Below are 18,427 nucleotides of genomic sequence, written 5' to 3'. Positions count from 1 at the left end.
TTATGGGACGAGAATTCCGCGGCCGGCGAGACGGCCGGTCTCCAGGTCGTCGATCGCCTCGTTCACGGCGCTGAGCTGGTACTGCTTGGTGTGCAGGGTGACCTTGCCCTGCGCGGCGAGCGTCATCAGCTCGTCCAGGTCGGTGTACGAGCCGACCAGGTTCCCGACGATGTTGCGCTCGGTGGAGATCAGGTCGATGGTCGGGATGTTCACCGACCCGCCGTACCCGATCACGTAGTAGCTGCCGGCCCGCCGGGTCATCGCCAGCCCGGCCGCCTCCGCGCCCTGCTCCCCGACGAAGTCGAGCACGACGTGTGCGGAATCGGTCAGCTCGTCGGTGCGGTCGGTGACCTCGTGCGCGCCGAGCTCGCGGGCCAGGCTCTGCGCCCGCTCGCTCGGATCCACCACGATCACCTTCGCCGCGGTCATCGCCAGCAGGCACTGGATCCCGATGTGCCCGAGCCCGCCGGCGCCGATCACCACGCAGGTCGTCCCGGGATACAGCAGCGGCACCGCTTTGCGCACCGCGTGGTAGGCGGTCAGGCCGGCATCCGCGAGCGCGGCCACGGCGGCCGGTTCCAGCCCGTCCGCCAGCTTCACCACGGACCGGGCGTTGGTCAGCAGCAGTTCGGCCATGCCGCCGTCGCAGTCGATCCCCGGGAACCGCGAGTTCTCGCAGTGCACGTCGTCGCCACGCCGGCACGGCAGGCACAACCCGCACGTCACCAGCGGATGCAGGATCACCGCGTCGCCTTCGGCGACATTGGTGACGGCGCTGCCCACCGCGCGCACCCAGCCCGCATTCTCATGACCGATGACGTACGGCAGCTGTACGCCGGACTTCTCGGCCCACTGCCCTTCGACGATGTGCAGATCGGTACGGCAGAGACCGGCCGCCCCCACCTGAACCAGCACGTCCCACGGCCCGCTGACCACGGGATCCGGCACCTCGTCCACGCTCGGCCGCTTGCCGTAGGAGTGCACCCGGACAGCCTTCATCGCTTCTCCCCTCGCCTCGTCCGTCCCCCACCCGGACTCTGCGCGGGACCTTCAGCACCGGGAAAGCACGCGTTCAGACTGTGACAACGCGACCGGCCCCGGGACCGGGCCGGCCCCGGCGCTGGACGGCTAGTCCGCGGCCTGGCCGGTGAGGGTCGCCGGGGCCGGGGAGACCGGGGTCTCGCCGGGTGGCTCGTCCGGCACCCGGGCAAGCTTGCTGGGCCACCACATCCAGCGGCCGAGGTCCAGGTTCAGGGCGGTGACCAGCACCGAGCGCACCACCAGGGTGTCCAGCAGCACGCCGAACGCGACCGCGAAACCGATCTCGGCGAACGCCACCAGCGGCAGGCTGCCGAGCGCCGCGAAGGTGCCGGCCAGGACCAGACCGGCTGAGGTGATCACGCCGCCGGTCGCGGCGAGGCCGATCAGCGCGCCGCGGCGGGTTCCGTGCTGCCAGGCCTCCTCGCGGACCCGGGTCATCAGGAAGATGTTGTAGTCGATACCGAGCGCGACCAGGAAGACGAAGACGAACAGCGGGAACGCGGTGTCCTCCCCGGCGAACCCGAAGACGTGCCGGAACACCAGGGCGCTGACGCCGAGCGCGGCGGCGAACGACAGCACGACGGTGGCGATCAGGATCAGCGGCGCGACGACGGCCCGCAGCAGCACGCCGAGGATCGCCAGGACGACGAGCAGCACCAGCGGGATGATCAGCCGGTTGTCGTGCTTGTTCGCCTCGTTGATGTCCATCACCATCGCGGTCATGCCGCCGACCTTCGCGTCCGCGTCCGGCACCGCGTGCACGGCGGTGCGCACCGCTCGTACGGTGTCTTCTGCCTCTTCGCTGTCCGCTGCCGCCTGCAAGGTGCCCTCGAGCTGGACCAGGCCGTTGCGCTCGACCGGTTCGCTGACCGCGGTGATGCCGGGCGTCGCGGCGAAGGCCTGCCGCACGGGCGACGCCTGCGCCGCGTTGCTGATCACCACGACCGGCTGGCCCTCCCCGGCCGGGAAGTGCCGGGCCAGGACTTCCTGCCCGGCGGCCGACGGCTGCTCGGTGGTGAACGAGTCCTGCTGGGAGAGCCCGTTCGCGTTGAGCTGGAACAGGCCGAGCGCCATCACCGCGAGGGCCAGCGCGGTGCCGATCCAGACGATGCGCGGGCGGCGGGCGATCCGGGCGCCCATCCGGGCCCAGAGCCCGGTCGCGGTCGGCTCCGCGGACCCGAAGGCCGGGCGGACCGGCCAGAACAGCCACCGGCCGCCGATCACCAGCAGGGCCGGCAGCAGCGACATCATCGCGCACAGGGCCACCACGACGCCGATCGCGGCCACCGGTCCGAGGCCGCTGGTCGAGTTCACTTCGGCGAGCATCAGGCAGGACATGCCGATCGCCACGGTCGCGGCGCTGGCGATGATCGCCGGTCCGGCCCGGTGCAGGGCGAACATCATCGCCTCGTGCCGGTCGGTGTGCCGCCGCAGCTCCTCGCGATAGCGGGCGACCAGCAGCAGCGCATAGTCGGTGCCGGCGCCGAACACCAGCACGGTCAGGATGCCGGCGCTCTGCGCGTTGACGACCAGGCCGTTGTACTCGGCGAGCAGGTAGATCACCGCCTGCGCGGTGATCAGCGCGGCGCCGGCCGAGATGATCGGAAGCAGCCAGAGGACCGGGCTGCGGTACGTGATGAGCAGGATGATCGTGACGATCGCCAGGGTGGTGTAGAGCAGCGTGCCGTCGATGCCCTCGAACGCGGCGGCCGAGTCGGCGGCGTTCCCGGCCGGGCCGGTGACGTACACGGCGAGGCCGTTCTCACCCGTACCGACCTCGGCTTTGATCTCGTCGACGACGCCGGCGATCTGGTCCCAGCCCTCACTGTCGATCTCGATCGGGACGATGGTCTGCAGCGCCTGGCCATCCTCGGACGGGATCGGGCCGGTCACCTCGCCGGTCACGCCGCTCACCCCGCCGATCGCCTGCGCGTCCGCGGCGGCCGTGGCCTTGTCCGCGTCGGTGATGCCGGAGGTGCGCTCGTAGACCACGAACGCCGGCACGATCTCCGTCGGCAGGAACTGTTTCTGCAGCTCGGCCACCTGGGTGGCCTCGGCGTCACCGGGCAGCCAGGACGCGTTGTCGTTGCGTTCGGCGCCGCTCAGCTTGCCGGCGAGCGGCCCGGTCACCGCCAGGATCAAGATCCAAAGAGCAAGGACCACCCATTTGGTACGCCGCCCGCACACGAACCGCGCCAGAACTCCCGTCGCCATGATTCCCCCCGGATCAGATGCAACGACTGGCGGAGCGTATGCATGGCGAAAGATCGATCTGAACCCTGAAAACGGTCAGATCAGGGAATCGTCAGGGAAGATCCACGCGGGCGGCCCCGCCGGTGTCCGAAACGGACGGCATAATCATGCGGTGGACAACTGGGAATACGCGCGGCTGGAGTACCGCGCCGCGGGCACGCTGGGCTCCGACCGATTCATGGACTGGACCGCGACGTTCCATCATCCCGGCGGAACGCTGCGCTGGGGCACCGACGAGCGTTTCGACGACATCCGGCATCTGAACCGGGCGGGGGCGGCCGGCTGGCAGGCGTACGACCGGGCGGTGATCCACGTGCTGGGCGAGCCGCACCGGCTGAGCAGCGTGACCTACTCGATGCGCCGTCCGATTCCGGTCGAGCCGCCGGGCGTGCCCGGCGTGTCGTGAAACCCGGTGGGTCCCGGCGGGCGCCTTGGCCTAGATTCGCATCGTGCCCAGAGAGACCGGAATCAAGCTGATCGCCTCGAACAAGAAGGCGCGGCACGACTACGCCATCCTCAAGACGTATGAGGCGGGCCTCGTGCTGGCCGGCACCGAGGTGAAGTCGCTGCGCCTGGGCCGCGCGTCGCTGGTCGACACGTTCGCCCAGGAGCACGAGGGCGAGATCATGCTCTACGGGCTGCACATCGCGGAGTACGGGTTCGGCAGCTGGACCAACCACGCACCGCGCCGGACCCGCAAGCTGCTGCTGCACAAGGCCGAGATCATCAAGATCCTCAACCAGCTCGGCAACGGCACCGGGCTGACCCTCGTGCCGCTCTCGCTCTACTTCAAGGACGGCTGGGCCAAGATCGAACTGGGCGTGGCGCGCGGTCTCAAGTCGTATGACAAGCGCCAGGTCATGGCCGAGCGGGACGCCAAGAAGGAGATCGCCCGGGAGATGGGCCGGCGGCTGAAGGGGCGCCGCTAGGCTCGGCTGATGGAATTCGGTCTCGACACGTTCGGCGACGTCACCAGCGACACCTCCTACGCCCAGGTCATCCGCAACGTGGTCGAGCAGGCCGTGCTCGCCGACCGGCTCGGGATCGACGCGTTCGGCGTCGGCGAGCACCACCGCGACGACTACGCGATCTCTTCACCGGAGATCGTGCTGGCGGCGATCGCCGCGCGCACCGAGCGGATCACCCTGGGCACCGCGGTCACGGTTCTCAGTTCCGACGATCCGGTACGCGTGTACGAGCGCTTCGCCACTCTCGACGCGGTGTCGAACGGGCGGGCTGAGATCATCCTGGGCCGCGGCTCGTTCACCGAGTCGTTCCCGCTCTTCGGCTACGACCTGGCCGACTACGAGCGGCTGTTCAGCGAGAAGCTCGACCTGATGACGCACCTGCTGGACGAGGGTCCGGTGACCTGGGCCGGCTCGAACCGCCCGCCGCTGAAGGACCAGCACGTCTACCCGAAGACCGAGTCCGGCCGGCTGCGCACCTGGATCGGGGTCGGTGGCAGCCCCGAGTCGGTGGTCCGCGCCGCCCGGTACGGCCTGCCCCTGGTCCTCGCGATCATCGGTGGCGCGCCGGCCCGGTTCGCGCCGTACGTCGAGCTCTACCACCGCGCGCTCAAGGAGCTGGGCCAGGAAGAGCAGCCGATCGCCGTACACTGCCCGGGTTTCGTGGCCGCCACCGACCAGGAGGCGGTCGACGTGCTCTGGCCGCACGCCCGGCGGATGCTGGACCGGATCGGCCGGGAGCGCGGCTGGCCGGCGATCACCCGGGACCGGTTCGAGGCGGACATCACCGAGGGCGCCTGGCACGTCGGCTCCCCCACCACGGTCGCCCGAAAGATCGCGGACACCGTGCAGGCCCTCGGCATCGACCGCTTCGACCTGAAGTACTCGCACGGGACCCTCCCGCACGACCGCCTGATGACCTGCGTCGAGCTGTACGGCACGCAGGTGATCCCCCAGGTCAAGGAGATTCTGTCCTAAAGTCGGACCCATGACGGAGCGTCTGGACTGGATCGACCCGACGGTACGCGAGTGGGACTGCACGGTCATGTGGTCGGATCCGGCCGACCCGGAGGCCGGAATCGTCCTGGACCGCTCGGCTTTCTACCCGGGCGGCGGAGGCCAGCCGCCCGACCACGGCGTGCTGCTCTGGGAGGGCGTGCAGACCCGGATCGTCGACACGCGCAAGGCGGACGACCTCTTCCTGATCCCCGCGCCCGGCGATCCGGTGCCCGCGGCCGGGACGACGGTGCGGGGCGCGCTCGACGACGCCCGGCGCAGCAGCCTGATGCGTACGCATTCCGGCCTGCACATCCTCTGCGGCGCCGTGTTCCGTGACTTCGGCGCGCTGGTGACCGGCGGGAACATGCAGCCCGGCGAGGCGCGGATGGACTTCAACCTGCCCGAGGTGCCGCCCGGCTTCAAGCAGACCCTGGAGGACGCGGTCAACGCGGAGATCGCCGCCGACCGCAAGATCGTCGCCCGGGTGCTGCCCCGTGAGGAGGCCCTGGCCATCCCGACGCTGGTCCGCACCCAGGACGCCCTGCCGCCGCTGGAGAGCCCGGAGATCCGCGTGATCGACATCGTCGGCCTGGACGTGCAGGCCGACGGCGGCACGCATGTCGCCTCCACCGCGCAGGTGGGCCGGGTCGAGGTCGTCAAGGTGGAGAGCAAGGGCCGGCAGAACCGCCGGGTCCGGATCAGGATCGCCGACTGACGACTGAGCGGACGGGGCGGGCCTGCCGGCCCTGGTGAAGCGGGACTACCCGGTCACTTGATCCCGGCCTCGCGGCACAGCTGCTGGTACTCCTTGGTGCAGAGCGCCTGCTTCGTGACGAAGCCGTCGTTGATCACCGTCTTGATGTTCTTGACGGTGATCGCCACCGGCGCCTGGGACAGGAACGGCACGTAAGCGCCCGACTCCGGGTCCTTGATCTTGGGTCCCACCACCGGCTTGTTGCCCTTGTAGAGCTCGATGGCCAGGGTCGCGGCCGCGTCGGCCTCTTTCTTGATCGACTTGTAGACCGTCATGCACTGGTCGCCGGCGAGGATGTTCTGCAGGCCCTCGACGGTGGCGTCCTGGCCGGTGACCGGCACCCGCCCGTTGAGCTTCTTCTCCTTCAGCACCTCGATGACCGCGTTGCCGAGCCCGTCGTTGGCGGCCAGCACGCCGTCGATGTTCGGGAACTGCTTGAGCATCTGGGCGAAGATCTCGCGGCCCTCGTCGTTGTCCCAGTCCGGGACGAACTGGTCCGGGCCCTTGATGTACTGCGCGCTGTCGTACATCGGCTGCAGGACGCTGTCGTAGCCGTTCTTGAACAGGGTGGCGTTGTTGTCCGTCAGCGACCCGTTGAGCTCGGCGACGACCGGGGTGCCGCTCGTCTTCTTCGCCTTCAGGCACGACTTCAGGTGCGTGGCCTGCAGCTTGCCGACCTGCTCGTTGTCGAAGCTGACGTAGTAGTCGGCGCCGCCGTTGAGGGTCATCCGGTCGTAGTCGATGACCGACACCCCCCGCGCCTTCGCGTTGTCGATCACCGCCTTGCCGCTGCCCGAGTCCAGGTTCGCGATGACCAGCACCTTGACGCCGTCGTCCAGCAGGCCCTCGGCGAGGCGCTTGAAGTTCTCCTTGTCGCCCTCGGCGTTGACGATCTGGGCCGGCACCTTGGCCGCGTCGAACGCCGCCTGCAGGTACCGCGGGTCGTCGGTGCTCCACCGCTGCGAGCTCTTGGTGTCCGGCAGGATCACACCGATACCGCCCTTGCCGGACGTCTTGCCCGGGGTGGTCGCCGCGCCGTTGTCGCCGTTGTCACCGGGGTCGGCGCCGTCATCACATGCCGTGAGCATTCCGGATGCGAGGAGGCCGGCGGCGGCCAGAGCGACCAAAGACTTGCGCATCGCGATAGATGTCCTCTCAGGGGGTATCCCGAGCTGCGGTGGGCCGCTGAACGGTCCGCCAAGTATCGGCCAGGGCGCCACCGATGCAACCTCGGGAGGGGGGCCAGAGGACAAGATTATTCATTTATCACGCGTGACTGCCAAACATTCACCGTCCGTAGTCACCGCATGTCAGACCCGTCACCCCTTGTCCGCGCCGGCCGTCAGCCCCTCGGTGAGGAGGCGCTCGGCCGCGAAGAAGATGATCACAATCGGCAGGGTGAGGACGACGGAACCGGCCATCAGCACGGTCTTGCTCACCTCGATCCCGCCGGAGAGCTGCGCCAGGCCCAGCGAGACTGTCCAGTCGGCGCGGTCCTCGACCAGGAAGAGCAGGGCGAACAGGAATTCGTTCCAGGCGATCATGAAGACGTAGAGCGCGTTCGCCATCACGGCCGGAGCGGCCAGCGGCAGCACGACCTTGCGCAGCGTCTGGAGCCGGCTGTACCCGTCGAGCGCGGCGGCCTCCTCCAGGCTCTCCGGGATCGTGGACAGGTAGTTGCGCAGCATGTAGATCGAGACCGGCACGGTCTGCGCGATGTACACCAGCGTCAGCCCGCCCAGCGAGCCGCGCAGCCCGAGGCGCGTGAACAGGACGAACAGCGGGATCGCCAGCAGGATCGACGGGAACAGGTAGACGGCGAGGAACAGGAAGTGCACGTGGCGGCGGCCGACGAAGCGCATGCGGCTCACCGCGTACGCCCCGGGGATGGACACCAGCAGGGTGACCGCGGTGGCGGCCAGCGACACGATCGCCGAGTTGGCCAGGAACCGCAGGAAGCCCTGCCCGCCGCTGTCCGCGGAGGTGAGCACCTCCCGGTAGGTGCGCGTGGTCCACTCGGACGGCCCGATCCAGAGCCGGCCCGGGTTCTGCAGCAGCTCCTCGATCGGGCGGACCGAGAGCAGCAGCATGTACAGGAACGGGAAGACCGTGACGAGGATCAGCACGGTGATCACGATCGGTCGCAGCACCCGCAGCGCACGGGTCTCGACGGTGGCCCGGTCCATCAGTCCTGGTCCCCTTCCACCCGGGGCGCGAGGAAGCGCAGATAGATGGCGAGCAGGACGACCAGGCCGAGGGCCAGGACCAGCGCCTGGGCGGCCGCGGCGCCGACGTCGAACCGCGCGGTGAGGAACTCGTAGACGCGTACGCTCACCACCTCTGTTCCGGCGCCGCCGCCGGTGAGCAGGTAGACGTCGTCGAACTTGTTGAACGTCATGATGAACCGCAGCACGCAGAGCAGCGCGATCACCGCGCTCAGCTGCGGCAGCAGCACGTGCCGGAAGACCTGGGTCGGCGCGGCGCCGTCCACCCGGGCCGCCTCCTCCAGCTCGTGCGGGACCGCCTGGAGGCGGGCCAGCAGGAACAGGAACGCGAACGGGAAGTACCGCCACGACTCGAAGACGATCACGGTGAGCAGGGCGAGCGGGATGTCGACCTGCCAGCCGAGGAGGTTGAGGGCGTACTCCCGCTGGCTGAGGAAGGCGATCGGCCGGTCCCAGCCGAGGAACCGCACGCCCCAGTCGTTGGCCAGGCCGAACTGCGGGCTGAGCAGGACGTTCCACACGAACGTCACGGCCACCACCGGAGCGACGTACGGCAGCAGCACCGAAGCGCGCACCAGGGTGCGGCCCCGGAACGGGGCCCGCAGGGCGAGCGCCGCGATCAGGCCGAACACGATCGACCCGAACGTGGAGCCGACCGTGTAGATCACCGTGGTCCAGAGCGACGACCAGAAGCCCGGTGAGGTCAGCACCGTCTCCAGGTTCGCCAGGCTGTACTCGCCGAACACCCCGGCCCGGCGCAGATTGATCAACCGGATCCGCTGGAACGCCAGCATGACGGTCCACAGGATCGGCAGCACCACGACGACCAGGACCACGATCAAGGTCGGTGAGAGGTACGCCAGCCCCGCCCGGTTCTCCCGTTGCCGGGCGGTCAACTGCTTCTTCGCCGGCCGCTGACCCTCCTCCGGAGCCGGCGGCCGCTCGGTCGTGACGCTCACTCGAGGGACTTCTGGATCGTCTTGACGTCCTCCGCCGCCCGTTCCGCCGCACCGGCCGCATCGAGCTCCCCGCTCGCCAGGCTGTTGATCGCCTTCGGCACGGGCAGCTCGCCGAGGGTGGCGCCGACCAGCGCGCCCTGCTTCTGCGGGAAGCCCCAGCGCTGGAACGTGTCCGGGCTCTTCTGCAGGGCGGTCAGCACCTCGGCCGGGTAGATGCCGGCGAGCGGCTTCTTGGTGTCCACGCCGGCCGGCAGCTTGTTCCAGGCGGTGGTGAACTTCTCCGCCTCCTCGGCGGTGCCCTTGCGTACCGGGAACTTGCCCTCCGGGGCGATGCCGAGCCAGTCCGTGTAGCCCTCGTTCATCATGTAGGCCACGAACTTCTTCGCCGCGTCGGTGCGCGGGCCGTCCTTCGTGATGGTCCAGGTGGTGATCTCACCGAACTGGGCCGGCTGCCCCTGCGGCCCGGCGATCGCGGTGACCACGCCGGTGTTCTTCGCCAGCCAGGCCGGGTCGCTCTTGCACTGCGGGCAGGTGGGCAGGGCGTCGTTGCGCAGCCCGGCCAGCTCGTCGAGCAGGAACGACGACCAGATCACCATGGCGGCCTTGCCGGAGAAGTACGTCGCGCGGGTGGTGTCGACGTCCTGCGCGCCCGGCACCGACCAGTTCTTCAGCACGTCGGAGACGAGCTGGAAGGTCTCGACGCACTGCGGCGAGGCGAGCTGCACGTTCTTGGCGTCGTCGACCAGCTGGCAGTTGTTGCCGAGCGCCAGGTTCTCGAAGGTCTGCTGGGTGAACGAGTCGTTCCCGACCGTGGCCAGCGTCATCCCGGCGACGTCCTTCGAGTTCAGCTTCTGCGCGGCGGCGCGGATCGCCTCGTACGTCTCCGGGGCGGCCAGCCCGGCCTGCTCGAACAGGTCCGTGCGGTAGAAGAGCAGCTGCGCCCAGCCGTCCGACGGCACCGACAGCTGCGCGCCGTCCTGGGTGGTCAGCTCCAGCGCCCGGGCGGAGAACGTGCCGGTGCCGAGCTGATCGACGACGGCCTTGTTCGCGTCGGTGTCGACCAGTTCGTTCGTCGCCATCTGCGCGACCGCCGCCAGCGGCAGCGCGCCGATCACGTCGGGCAGCGTCCCGGCCGCGGCCGCGGAGGTGATCAGGCTGCTGAACTGGTTCTCGTCGGTCGCGACCAGCTTCACCTGGATGCCGGTGGCCGCGGTGAACCCGTCGATGATCTTCTGGGTCGCCTGCACCCGGTCGGTCAGGTTCTCCAGGCTCCAGACGGTGAGCGTGCCACCGCCCTCGTCACCGCCGCCGTCGTCGCCGCACGCCGCTGTCGTGGTGGCGAGCAGCAGAGCGGCGGCCGCCGCTGCCCATCGTGACCTCGTCGTCATGATGACCTCCCCGTTACGCATCGATGACGGAGAACTTGTACCGACGGTAAGCCCGCCACCCGGGGCGCGCGACCCGAGACGAGAATGAGCGCATGACGTTGACCATCCGGGTGGCCACCCACGACGACCTGCCGCGGCTGCGGGAGCTGATGGCCGCGGCGATCGCCGTGCTGCAGAAGGACTTCCTCGACCAGGCGCAGATCGCCGCGAGCCACGCGATCATGGGCATGGACACGCAGCTCGTCGACGACGGCACCTACTTCGTCGTCGAGGACGGCCGGACGATCGTCGGCTGCGGCGGCTGGAGCCGGCGGGCCACCCTCTACGGCGGCGACCACTCCGCCGGCCGCGACGCCGCCCTGCTCGACCCGGCCCGGGACCCGGCGAAGGTGCGGGCCATGTACACCGACCCCGGGCACGCCCGCCGCGGCATCGGCCGGATGATCCTGGACGCCTGCGAGAAGGCGGCGGCCGAGGAGGGCTTCACCACGCTGGAGCTGATGGGCACCCTCTCCGGGCAGCCGCTCTACACCGCGGCCGGTTTCGAGGTCGTCGAGCACCTGGCAGACGACCGGGGCGGGGTGCCGGTCCCGCTGGTCCGCATGCGCAAGCCGATCCGCTAAGGGGCGAGCCAGGCGGCGGCGTCGCGGGCCAGCAGACCGTCCGCGGTCAGCGGCTCGCTAGCCAGCAGCAGCGTGCCGGGCGGCAGCGGCACCGGGCCCGAACCCATGGCCACCACCAGCGTCAAGTTCGGGCGGCGGGCGAGCAGCCGGTCGTCGCCGTCGACCGACCACTCCACCGGGTCGCCGGACCGCAGCACGCCGTCGGTGTGCAGGTGTTTGCGCAGCGCCACCGCCTCCCGGCACAGCGCGAGCGTGGGCGAGGTCAGATGCTCGTCCCAGCCGGCCGGGACCGGCAGCCACGGCGGCGCGGCGCCCGGTGGGGAGAAACCGCCGGGCCAGGGCAGCGGGACCCGGCAGCCGTCCCGGCACATGCCGGAGCGCTGCCACGCCGGGTCCTGCCGGGCGGCCTCCGGCACGTCCACCTCGGGCAGGCTGAACTCCTGGCCCTGGTACAGGTACGCCGCGCCGGGCAGCCCGAGGACCGTGAGCAGGGCTGCCCGGGCGCGGGCCACGCTGCCGTAGCGGGTGGGTGTCCGGATCACGTCGTGGTTCTCCACGACCCAGGTGACCGGTGGATGGCGCAGCAGCCGCTCCCCGGTCTCCCGCCAGGCACGGGCGTCCCACGGGGCGATCACGAAGCCGAAGGCGAACGCCTGGTGCAGCCGGTTCGGCGCGACGTAGCGGGCGGCCCGCTCCGGGTCCAGGTTCACCTCGCCGATCAGGGCGCGGGGCGGATCGTACGCGTCCGCGAGCGCCCGCCACCGCTCGAAGAGCACGGGTGTCTCCGGCTGGTCGCAGGCGTACGGGTTGCCCCGCAGCCGGCCCGGCTCCGGCTCGACGCCCGCCGGCAGCGACGGCAGGCCAGGTGCCTTGAACAGACCGTGCGCCACGTCGATGCGCATCCCGTCGACGCCCCGGTCGAACCAGAACCGCAGCACCTCGTCGAAGAACGGCGCGGTCCGCGGGTCCCGCCAGTTGAAGTCCGGCTGCTCCGGCGCGTACAGATGCAGGTACCAGGCGCCGTCCGGCGCCTGACTCCAGGCCGGCCCGCCGAAGACGCTGGGCCAGTTGTTCGGAACGTCGGCGAAATGGAAACGGGCCCGCGCGTCCGGGTCCCCGGCCAGCGCCTTCTGGAAGAGCGGATGCTCCGACGAGCAGTGGTTCGGCACCACGTCGATGATCACCCGCAGGCCCAGCTCGTGGGCCCGGGCCAGCAGCGCGTCGAAGGCCGGCAGGTCACCGAAGAGCGGATCGACGTCGGTGTAGTCGCTCACGTCGTACCCATGATCTTTCTGGGGTGAGCGCTGGAACGGCGTCAGCCAGATCGCGTCGGCGCCCAATCCGGCGATGTGCCCGAGGCGGGCCGTCAGGCCTGCGAGATCGCCCACCCCGTCCCCGGAAGCGTCCGCGAAGGAACGCGGATAGACCTGATAGACGACCCCGTCCCGCCACCAGTCGGTCACGGGCTCGGCCATCAGCTCAGTGTGCCCGATGCGTGGCGGGCCGGGGAGATCCGGAGAATGCTAGGGGCGGAACCGATCTGAGGGAGCTGCTGTGGAGACCGAACTGTTCATCGGTGGCAAGTGGGTGCCGGCCTCGGCGGGCAGCCGTTTCGACGTGCTCGATCCGGCGACCGGCGACACCATCGCCTCGGTCGCGGACGGCAGCGAGGCGGACGCGATCGCCGCGGTGGACGCGGCGGCGGCAGCGGGCCCGGCCTGGGCGGCGACGCCCCCGAGGGTACGCGGAGAGGTGCTGCGCAAGGCGTTCGAGCTGATGACCGAGCGGGCCGGGGAACTCGCGAAGATGATCAGCCTGGAGAACGGCAAGGCCCTGGTCGACGCGAAGGGCGAGGTGACGTACGCGGCCGAGTTCTTCCGCTGGTTCGCCGAGGAGGCGGTCCGTGGCGAGGGCGTTGTCGCGACCGCGCCGTCCGGCGCGAACCGGATCATCGTGGTCCGCCAGCCGGTCGGCGTGTGCGTGCTGGTGACGCCGTGGAACTTCCCGGCCGCGATGGCCACCCGCAAGATCGGCCCGGCCCTGGCCGCCGGCTGCACGGTGATCCTGAAACCGGCCAGCGACACCCCGCTGACCGCGCTGGCCATGGCCGCGATCCTCGCCGAGGCCGGGGTGCCGGAAGGCGTGGTCAACGTGCTGCCGTCCCGCAGCTCCGGCAAGGTGGTCGCGACGATGCTGCGCGACCCGCGGGTCCGCAAGCTGTCGTTCACCGGCTCCACCGAGGTGGGCCGGATCCTGCTCGCCCAGGCCGCCGAGAACGTGGTGAACACGTCGATGGAGCTGGGCGGCAACGCGCCGTTCGTGGTCTTCGGCGACGCCGACCTGGACGCCGCCATCGAGGGCGCGATGATCGCCAAGATGCGCAACGGTGGCGAGGCGTGCACCGCGGCGAACCGGTTCTACGTCGAGTCGACGGTCGCCGAGGAGTTCTCCCGCCGGCTGGCGCAGCGCATGTCCGGCCTGGTCGTCGGGCCTGGCACGGACGAGAAGACGCAGGTCGGCCCGCTGGTCAACGAGGACACCGTGGCCAAGGTGGACGGGCTGGTCCGCGGCGCGCTGGACGGCGGCGCGGTCGCGGTGACCGGTGGCAGCCGCCCGGACGGCGCCGGCTTCTACTACCCGCCGACGGTGCTGACCGGCGTGGCGGCGGACGCGCCGATCCTGCGCGAGGAGATCTTCGGGCCGGTCGCGCCGATCGTGACGTTCAACAGCGAGGACGAGGCGGTCCGGCTCGCCAACGACACCGAGTTCGGGCTGGTGGCGTACGTCTACACCGGCGACCTGGCCCGCGGCCTGCGGGTGAGCGAGGCGATCGAGGCCGGCATGGTCGGTCTGAACCGGGGCCTGGTCAGCGACCCGGCAGCGCCGTTCGGTGGCGTCAAGCAGAGCGGCATCGGCCGTGAGGGCGGGCACGACGGGCTGCTCGAATACCTCGAGTCGAAATACATCGCCGTCAACTGGTGAACGCGGCGCAGATCTCGGCGAGATTCGGCGGCTCCAGGCGGTCCGGCAGCGAATTCAGATCGGCGGGCAACACCCACGCGTGTTCCAGGAGCTCGCTCTGCTCGTACGCCAGCAATCCCTCCCGGACCACCTGCGGCCGCGACGTGCCGTAGCGGGCGGTGAAGAATTGTTCGTCGCCGGCGAAACGCCGGCCTTTCCACCAGGTGTCGCGATGCACGTCGACGAAGTCCGGGCCGATCGCCGCGGGATCGAGCCCGGTCTCCTCGGAAAGCTCGCGCCGGGCCGTTTCCAGCGGCGTCTCCCCTGGTTCGATGCCGCCGCCGGGCGGTTCCCAGAGCCGGGAACCGTTGGACGGATCCTCCCAGTGCATCAGCAGAATCCGTCCGTCGGCGTCGAAACAGATCACTCGGACGGCTGGCCGGTAAACGGGGTCCATGATCAGACCCTAAGCTGGTCCGAGTGGCGAAGTATTTCGACGTGCACCCGGACAATCCGCAGCCGCGGAGCATCCACCAGATCGTGGACCTGATTCGCGCGGACGGGCTGATCGCCTATCCGACCGATTCGTGTTTCGCGCTCGGCTGCCGGATGGGCAACAAGGACGGGCTGGACCGGATCCGCGCGATCCGGCATCTGGACGACCGGCACCACTTCACCCTGATGTGCCACGACTTCGCGCAGCTCGGACAGTTCGTGCAGATCAACAATGCGCTGTTCCGCGCGGTGAAGGCGTCCACGCCGGGGCCGTACACCTTCATTCTGCCGGCCACCAAGGAGGTGCCGCGGCGGCTGCTGCACCCCAAGAAGAAGACCGTGGGGGTACGCATCACCGCGCACACCACCGCCCAGGCGATCCTGGCCGAACTCGGTGAGCCACTGGTCTCCAGCACCCTGCTGCTGCCCGGCGAACCGGAGCCGATGACCCAGGGCTGGGAGATCAAGGAGGCCCTGGACCACTCGGTGGACGCGGTCGTCGACTCCGGCGAGTGCGGCACCGAGCCGACCACCGTGATCGACCTGTCCGAGGGCGCCGCGGAGATCCTGCGGGTCGGCGCCGGCGATCCGGAACGCTTCAGCGGCTGAGCTTGGCCCGCAATGTGGCGGCCCCCGGGTGGTCGAGCTTCTCCAGCAGCGCGAGCGCCTTGCGCCACTGCCGGCCCGCGGCGTCCCGGTCGGCGGCCGCGGCGTGCGCGTCGCCGAGGTGCTCCCGGATCTCCGCCTCGTTGAGCAGGTCCCCGGCGGCCCGGTACAGCTCGAGGGCCCGCCGGTAACCCGCCACCGCCTGCTCGTGGTCGCCGAGGTGGTGGTGCGCCCAGCCGATGCTGTCCCAGGCGGCGGCTTCGCCGTACCGGTCCCCCAGCTCGTGCTGCAGTCGCAGCGCGGCCCTGCAGTGCCGCAGGGTGAGGTCGTAGCGGCCGTGATGCCCCAGATACCAGCCGAGCGCGTTGAGCGCCCGCGCCTCACCGACCCGGTGCCCGGCCGCCCGGTACAGCTCCAGCGCCCGGGTGGTGTGCCGCAGACAGTCGTCGTAGCGGCCCTGCTGCTCCCGCATCCAGCTGATGCTGAACAGCGTGTGCGCCTCCCCGACCGGATCACCGGTCGCCTGATAGAGCCGGTCCGCCTCGGCGTAGTGCGGTTCCGCCTCGTCGTAGCGGCCCAACTGCACGTACCCGCGCGCCAGCACCCGCTGGGCGAGCGCTTCCGCGCGGGCCTGCCCACGGCGGCGGGCGGCGGCGACGGCGATCTCCTCCACCGCGATCCAGTCGTCCCAGTGCCCCTGCCGGTCCAGGAAGTCGATCAGCACCCAGGGCAGCTGCCAGCCGTAGTCCCCGACGTCGCCGCACGTCCGGATCAGCGCCATCAGGTTGTCGTGCTCGGCGCCGAGCCATTCCAGCGCGGCGGCCTCATCGACGATCGGTTCCGGCGTCACGCTGGGCGGCGGCAGCGTCAGCGGTTCCCGCTGCGGGTCGAGCCGCAGCGCGGCCGCATGGCCGGTGTGCAGATGGTGGTCCAGCAGGCGGTTCAGCGCGAGGCCGCGTTCCCCGGGCGTCAACAGACCGGCGGCGTACGCCCGAAGCAGATCATGCATGACGAAACGGCCGGGCCGGTGTTCGCTGATCAGGTTGGCCGCCACCAGCTCCGCAAGGCTCTGCCTCGTCCCTGCACGTCCGGCGCCTGCACCGTCCGCGGCTTCCGCTGCCGCTCCCTCTGCGGGCGCTTCGTTTGCCGCCGCCGTCTCTGCCGCGGCTCCCCCTGCGGGCGCTTCGTTTGCCGCCGCTCTCCCTGCCTCCTTCTCCTCCTCTCCTACCACTCCCCCTGCGGCCAGCTCCTCTGCCGCCGCTTCCCTTGCCGCCACGCCCTCTCCCGGCACTCTCTCCGCCGACGCTTTCGATGCTTCGCCGGCCAGGGAGCTGAGGGCCGCCATGGAGATGTCGGGGCCGGGGAAGGCGCCGAAGAGCCGGAACAGGCGGGCGGCGGCCGGGCTCAGTGCCCGGTACGACCAGGAGAAGACGCTGCCCGGGTCGGTCGCCTCGTCCGGGCCGCGCAGGCCGTCGAGCCCGGCGCCGGAGATCTCGGCGGCCAGCTCGGCGAGCGGCTGGCCGGCCCGCAGTGCCGCCCGCGCGGCCACGGTGACCAGCGCGAGCGGCAGGCCGGCCGTCGCTTCGAGCAGCGTGGCCACCGTGCAGGGGTCAGCGGCGAGCCGGCCGGCGCCCAGTCGCCCGGCGAGCAGGTCCGTCGCCTGCTCGTCGTCGAGCGCCCCGAGCGAGACCGGCAGCGCGCCGTGCGAGGCGACCAGGCCGGTGAGCCGGTCGCGGCTGGTCACCAGGACCGCGCAGCCGCCGGTTCCGGGCAGCAGGGGCCGCACGTGGTCGGCGTCGCGGGCGTTGTCGAGCACGAGCAGCACCCGGCGGCCGGCGAGCAGGCTGCGCAGCAGGCCGGTCCGGGCGTCGAGGCCGGCCGGGACGGGCCGGTTCGGGGCGAGTGTCACGAGCAGATTGCGGGCCGCCTCGGCCGGGCTCATCACCTCGCCGGAGCGGTCGAAGCCGCGCAGGTTGAGGTAGAGCTGACCGTCCGGGAAGCGGTGCCGCGCCCGATGTCCCCAATGGGCAGCCAGGGCCGATTTGCCCACCCCGGGCGGGCCGGTGACGACAGCAACCCGCACGCCGCCGGACGCCGGCTCCGGCAGCGACCCTGCTCGCGGACTCGGAAACAGCGGCCCGGGCGGCAGCGCGGAATACGAGGGCGCACCGGCCGACAGCGCCGAATGCGGCGGCGATGCGGGCGGCGGCACCGGAAACGGCGGCTCTGAGGACAGCAGCGCTCGGTCCAGGTCGGCGAGCTGGGGGGCGCGGCCGGTGAAAGCGACGGCGTCGGCCGGGAGCTGGGCCGGCGCGCCCGGCAGTGGGCGCCACGGCTCGGGTGCCGGGGTGGTCGCGTCCCGGCCGTCGCCGCGGAGGATGCGGGTGTGCAAGGTGGTGAGTTCCGGGCCTGGTTCGCTGCCGAGTTCCTCGGCGATCGCGTCGCGGGTGCGGGCGAACAGTTCCAGAGCCTGCGCCGGACGGCCCGCCGCGACCAGGGCGTTCATCTGCACCGTGATGAGGGCTTCGACGGTCGGGTGCTCGGCCGCGTACGGGGCCAGCCGTTCAGCAGTCTCCTCAGCCCGGCCCAGTCGCAGCGCGGTGCGGCCCAGCCGGGCGAGCACGTCGAGTTTCTCCCGGGCGAGGGTGTAGCGGACCCGTTCGGCCCAGGCGCCCGGCACCCCGGTGAGCGCCTCGTCGCCCCAGTCCTCCAGCGCCTCGAGCAGCAGCGTTCCGGCTCGCTGCAGGTCGCCGGCCTCCTCGGCGGCGCGTGCCTCGAACACCCGGCGGCGGGACCGGTGCAGGTCCACCAGGTCGGGTTCGCAGTCGATCAGGTAGCCGCCGGCCGCGTACCGGAGGGTGTCCGGGCCGAACACCGGGTCGAGGATGCGGCGCAGGCGGGTGGCGTACGGGGCGATCGGTGTGCGGGAGAGCGGCGGCGCCTCACCCCAGACCCGGTCGATGAGGGTGCTCACCGGCACCACCTGGCGCGGGGTGAGCAGCAACGCGGCGAGGACACACCGCTGCTTGCCCGGACCGAGATCAAATCCGGACTCGGCGCCGGCCTCGTCGACCAGCCGCATGTGCCCCAGCAGCCGCCACCGCATCCGTTCGTCCCCCGTGAACCTCTGTCGGAGGTGACACGATCACCCACGATGC

16 protein-coding genes are annotated in these 18,427 nt (G+C 70.9%); 7 read left to right on the top strand and 9 right to left on the bottom strand.

Going from position 1 to position 18,427, the window contains the following annotated elements:
• Positions 1 to 999 carry an NAD(P)-dependent alcohol dehydrogenase gene (locus OHA21_RS03100; protein ID WP_328469912.1) on the bottom strand — a complete coding sequence of 333 codons (999 nt, stop codon included), beginning with the start codon at positions 997 to 999 and terminating at the stop codon, positions 1 to 3.
• A 129-nt stretch (positions 1,000 to 1,128) separates the two neighbouring features.
• Complete coding sequence (locus OHA21_RS03095) at positions 1,129 to 3,255, bottom strand: MMPL family transporter (RefSeq protein WP_328469910.1); 2,127 nt, start codon at positions 3,253 to 3,255, stop codon at positions 1,129 to 1,131.
• Positions 3,256 to 3,406: 151 nt separating this feature from the next.
• Here OHA21_RS03095 and OHA21_RS03090 point away from each other — a divergent pair, with 151 nt between their 5' ends.
• Genes OHA21_RS03090 through OHA21_RS03075 form a run of 4 tightly spaced genes read left to right on the top strand, consistent with a single transcriptional unit; the run spans position 3,407 to position 5,973 of the window.
• Complete coding sequence (locus OHA21_RS03090) at positions 3,407 to 3,700, top strand: hypothetical protein (protein ID WP_328469908.1); 294 nt, start codon at positions 3,407 to 3,409, stop codon at positions 3,698 to 3,700.
• 43 nt (positions 3,701 to 3,743) lie between these two features.
• Complete coding sequence (gene smpB / locus OHA21_RS03085; protein WP_328469906.1) at positions 3,744 to 4,223, top strand: SsrA-binding protein SmpB; 480 nt, start codon at positions 3,744 to 3,746, stop codon at positions 4,221 to 4,223.
• Positions 4,224 to 4,232: 9 nt separating this feature from the next.
• A complete protein-coding gene (locus OHA21_RS03080) occupies positions 4,233 to 5,237 on the top strand; it encodes an LLM class flavin-dependent oxidoreductase (protein ID WP_328469904.1) in 1,005 nt (334 codons plus the stop codon).
• Positions 5,238 to 5,247: 10 nt separating this feature from the next.
• Positions 5,248 to 5,973 (top strand): alanyl-tRNA editing protein, encoded by a 726-nt coding sequence (locus OHA21_RS03075; RefSeq protein WP_328469903.1) that lies wholly within the window; start codon positions 5,248 to 5,250, stop codon positions 5,971 to 5,973.
• A gap of 53 nt (positions 5,974 to 6,026) precedes the next feature.
• Here the strand turns inward: OHA21_RS03075 and OHA21_RS03070 are convergent, their stop codons facing one another.
• From OHA21_RS03070 to OHA21_RS03055, 4 genes are all read right to left on the bottom strand, one after another.
• Positions 6,027 to 7,151, bottom strand: coding sequence for a sugar ABC transporter substrate-binding protein (locus OHA21_RS03070; protein ID WP_328469902.1), 1,125 nt, complete (start codon positions 7,149 to 7,151; stop codon positions 6,027 to 6,029).
• A 180-nt stretch (positions 7,152 to 7,331) separates the two neighbouring features.
• A complete protein-coding gene (locus OHA21_RS03065; protein WP_328469900.1) occupies positions 7,332 to 8,198 on the bottom strand; it encodes a carbohydrate ABC transporter permease in 867 nt (288 codons plus the stop codon).
• Positions 8,198 to 9,196, bottom strand: coding sequence for a carbohydrate ABC transporter permease (locus OHA21_RS03060; protein ID WP_328469898.1), 999 nt, complete (start codon positions 9,194 to 9,196; stop codon positions 8,198 to 8,200). Before OHA21_RS03060 ends, OHA21_RS03065 begins: the two co-directional genes overlap by 1 nt.
• Positions 9,193 to 10,584 carry an ABC transporter substrate-binding protein gene (locus tag OHA21_RS03055; RefSeq protein ID WP_328469896.1) on the bottom strand — a complete coding sequence of 464 codons (1,392 nt, stop codon included), beginning with the start codon at positions 10,582 to 10,584 and terminating at the stop codon, positions 9,193 to 9,195. Before OHA21_RS03055 ends, OHA21_RS03060 begins: the two co-directional genes overlap by 4 nt.
• A gap of 92 nt (positions 10,585 to 10,676) precedes the next feature.
• On the opposite strand from OHA21_RS03055, the gene OHA21_RS03050 reads away from it, so the two are divergent.
• Positions 10,677 to 11,207 (top strand): GNAT family N-acetyltransferase, encoded by a 531-nt coding sequence (locus tag OHA21_RS03050; protein WP_328469894.1) that lies wholly within the window; start codon positions 10,677 to 10,679, stop codon positions 11,205 to 11,207.
• On the opposite strand, the gene OHA21_RS03045 is transcribed toward OHA21_RS03050, so the two are convergent.
• A complete protein-coding gene (locus OHA21_RS03045; RefSeq protein WP_328469892.1) occupies positions 11,204 to 12,682 on the bottom strand; it encodes an alpha-amylase family glycosyl hydrolase in 1,479 nt (492 codons plus the stop codon). The two genes, OHA21_RS03050 and OHA21_RS03045, sit on opposite strands and share 4 nt — an antisense overlap.
• 79 nt (positions 12,683 to 12,761) lie before the next feature.
• Here OHA21_RS03045 and OHA21_RS03040 point away from each other — a divergent pair, with 79 nt between their 5' ends.
• Entirely contained in the window at positions 12,762 to 14,189 is a 1,428-nt protein-coding gene (locus OHA21_RS03040) for an NAD-dependent succinate-semialdehyde dehydrogenase (protein ID WP_328469890.1), read from the top strand.
• Here the strand turns inward: OHA21_RS03040 and OHA21_RS03035 are convergent.
• Positions 14,179 to 14,625, bottom strand: a complete 447-nt coding sequence (locus OHA21_RS03035; RefSeq protein WP_328469888.1) for an NUDIX hydrolase — start codon at positions 14,623 to 14,625, stop codon at positions 14,179 to 14,181. The two genes, OHA21_RS03040 and OHA21_RS03035, sit on opposite strands and share 11 nt — an antisense overlap.
• Positions 14,626 to 14,648: 23 nt before the next feature.
• Between OHA21_RS03035 and OHA21_RS03030 the strand changes: the two genes are divergently transcribed.
• On the top strand, positions 14,649 to 15,272 hold the full coding sequence (locus OHA21_RS03030; RefSeq protein ID WP_328469886.1) for an L-threonylcarbamoyladenylate synthase: 624 nt from the start codon (positions 14,649 to 14,651) through the stop codon (positions 15,270 to 15,272).
• On the opposite strand, the gene OHA21_RS03025 is transcribed toward OHA21_RS03030, so the two are convergent.
• Entirely contained in the window at positions 15,262 to 18,375 is a 3,114-nt protein-coding gene (locus OHA21_RS03025) for an AfsR/SARP family transcriptional regulator (protein ID WP_328469884.1), read from the bottom strand. The two genes, OHA21_RS03030 and OHA21_RS03025, sit on opposite strands and share 11 nt — an antisense overlap.
• Positions 18,376 to 18,427: the final 52 nt, after the last annotated feature.

The organism is Actinoplanes sp. NBC_00393 (assembly GCF_036053395.1).
Classification (GTDB): Bacteria; Actinomycetota; Actinomycetes; order Mycobacteriales; family Micromonosporaceae; genus Actinoplanes.
Note: the sequence above shows the minus strand (reverse complement) of the source record. Positions and strands in the feature narration are given on the sequence as shown.

Coding starts and splice junctions, on each gene's coding strand:
- OHA21_RS03100 (WP_328469912.1), bottom strand. CDS start 999: ATGAAGGCTGTCCGGGTGCACTCCTACGGCAAGCGGCCGAGCGTGGAC.
- OHA21_RS03095 (WP_328469910.1), bottom strand. CDS start 3,255: ATGGCGACGGGAGTTCTGGCGCGGTTCGTGTGCGGGCGGCGTACCAAA.
- OHA21_RS03080 (WP_328469904.1), top strand. CDS start 4,233: ATGGAATTCGGTCTCGACACGTTCGGCGACGTCACCAGCGACACCTCC.
- OHA21_RS03075 (WP_328469903.1), top strand. CDS start 5,248: ATGACGGAGCGTCTGGACTGGATCGACCCGACGGTACGCGAGTGGGAC.
- OHA21_RS03070 (WP_328469902.1), bottom strand. CDS start 7,151: ATGCGCAAGTCTTTGGTCGCTCTGGCCGCCGCCGGCCTCCTCGCATCC.
- OHA21_RS03065 (WP_328469900.1), bottom strand. CDS start 8,198: ATGGACCGGGCCACCGTCGAGACCCGTGCGCTGCGGGTGCTGCGACCG.
- OHA21_RS03055 (WP_328469896.1), bottom strand. CDS start 10,584: ATGACGACGAGGTCACGATGGGCAGCGGCGGCCGCCGCTCTGCTGCTC.
- OHA21_RS03050 (WP_328469894.1), top strand. CDS start 10,677: ATGACGTTGACCATCCGGGTGGCCACCCACGACGACCTGCCGCGGCTG.
- OHA21_RS03045 (WP_328469892.1), bottom strand. CDS start 12,682: ATGGCCGAGCCCGTGACCGACTGGTGGCGGGACGGGGTCGTCTATCAG.
- OHA21_RS03035 (WP_328469888.1), bottom strand. CDS start 14,625: ATGGACCCCGTTTACCGGCCAGCCGTCCGAGTGATCTGTTTCGACGCC.
- OHA21_RS03025 (WP_328469884.1), bottom strand. CDS start 18,375: ATGCGGTGGCGGCTGCTGGGGCACATGCGGCTGGTCGACGAGGCCGGC.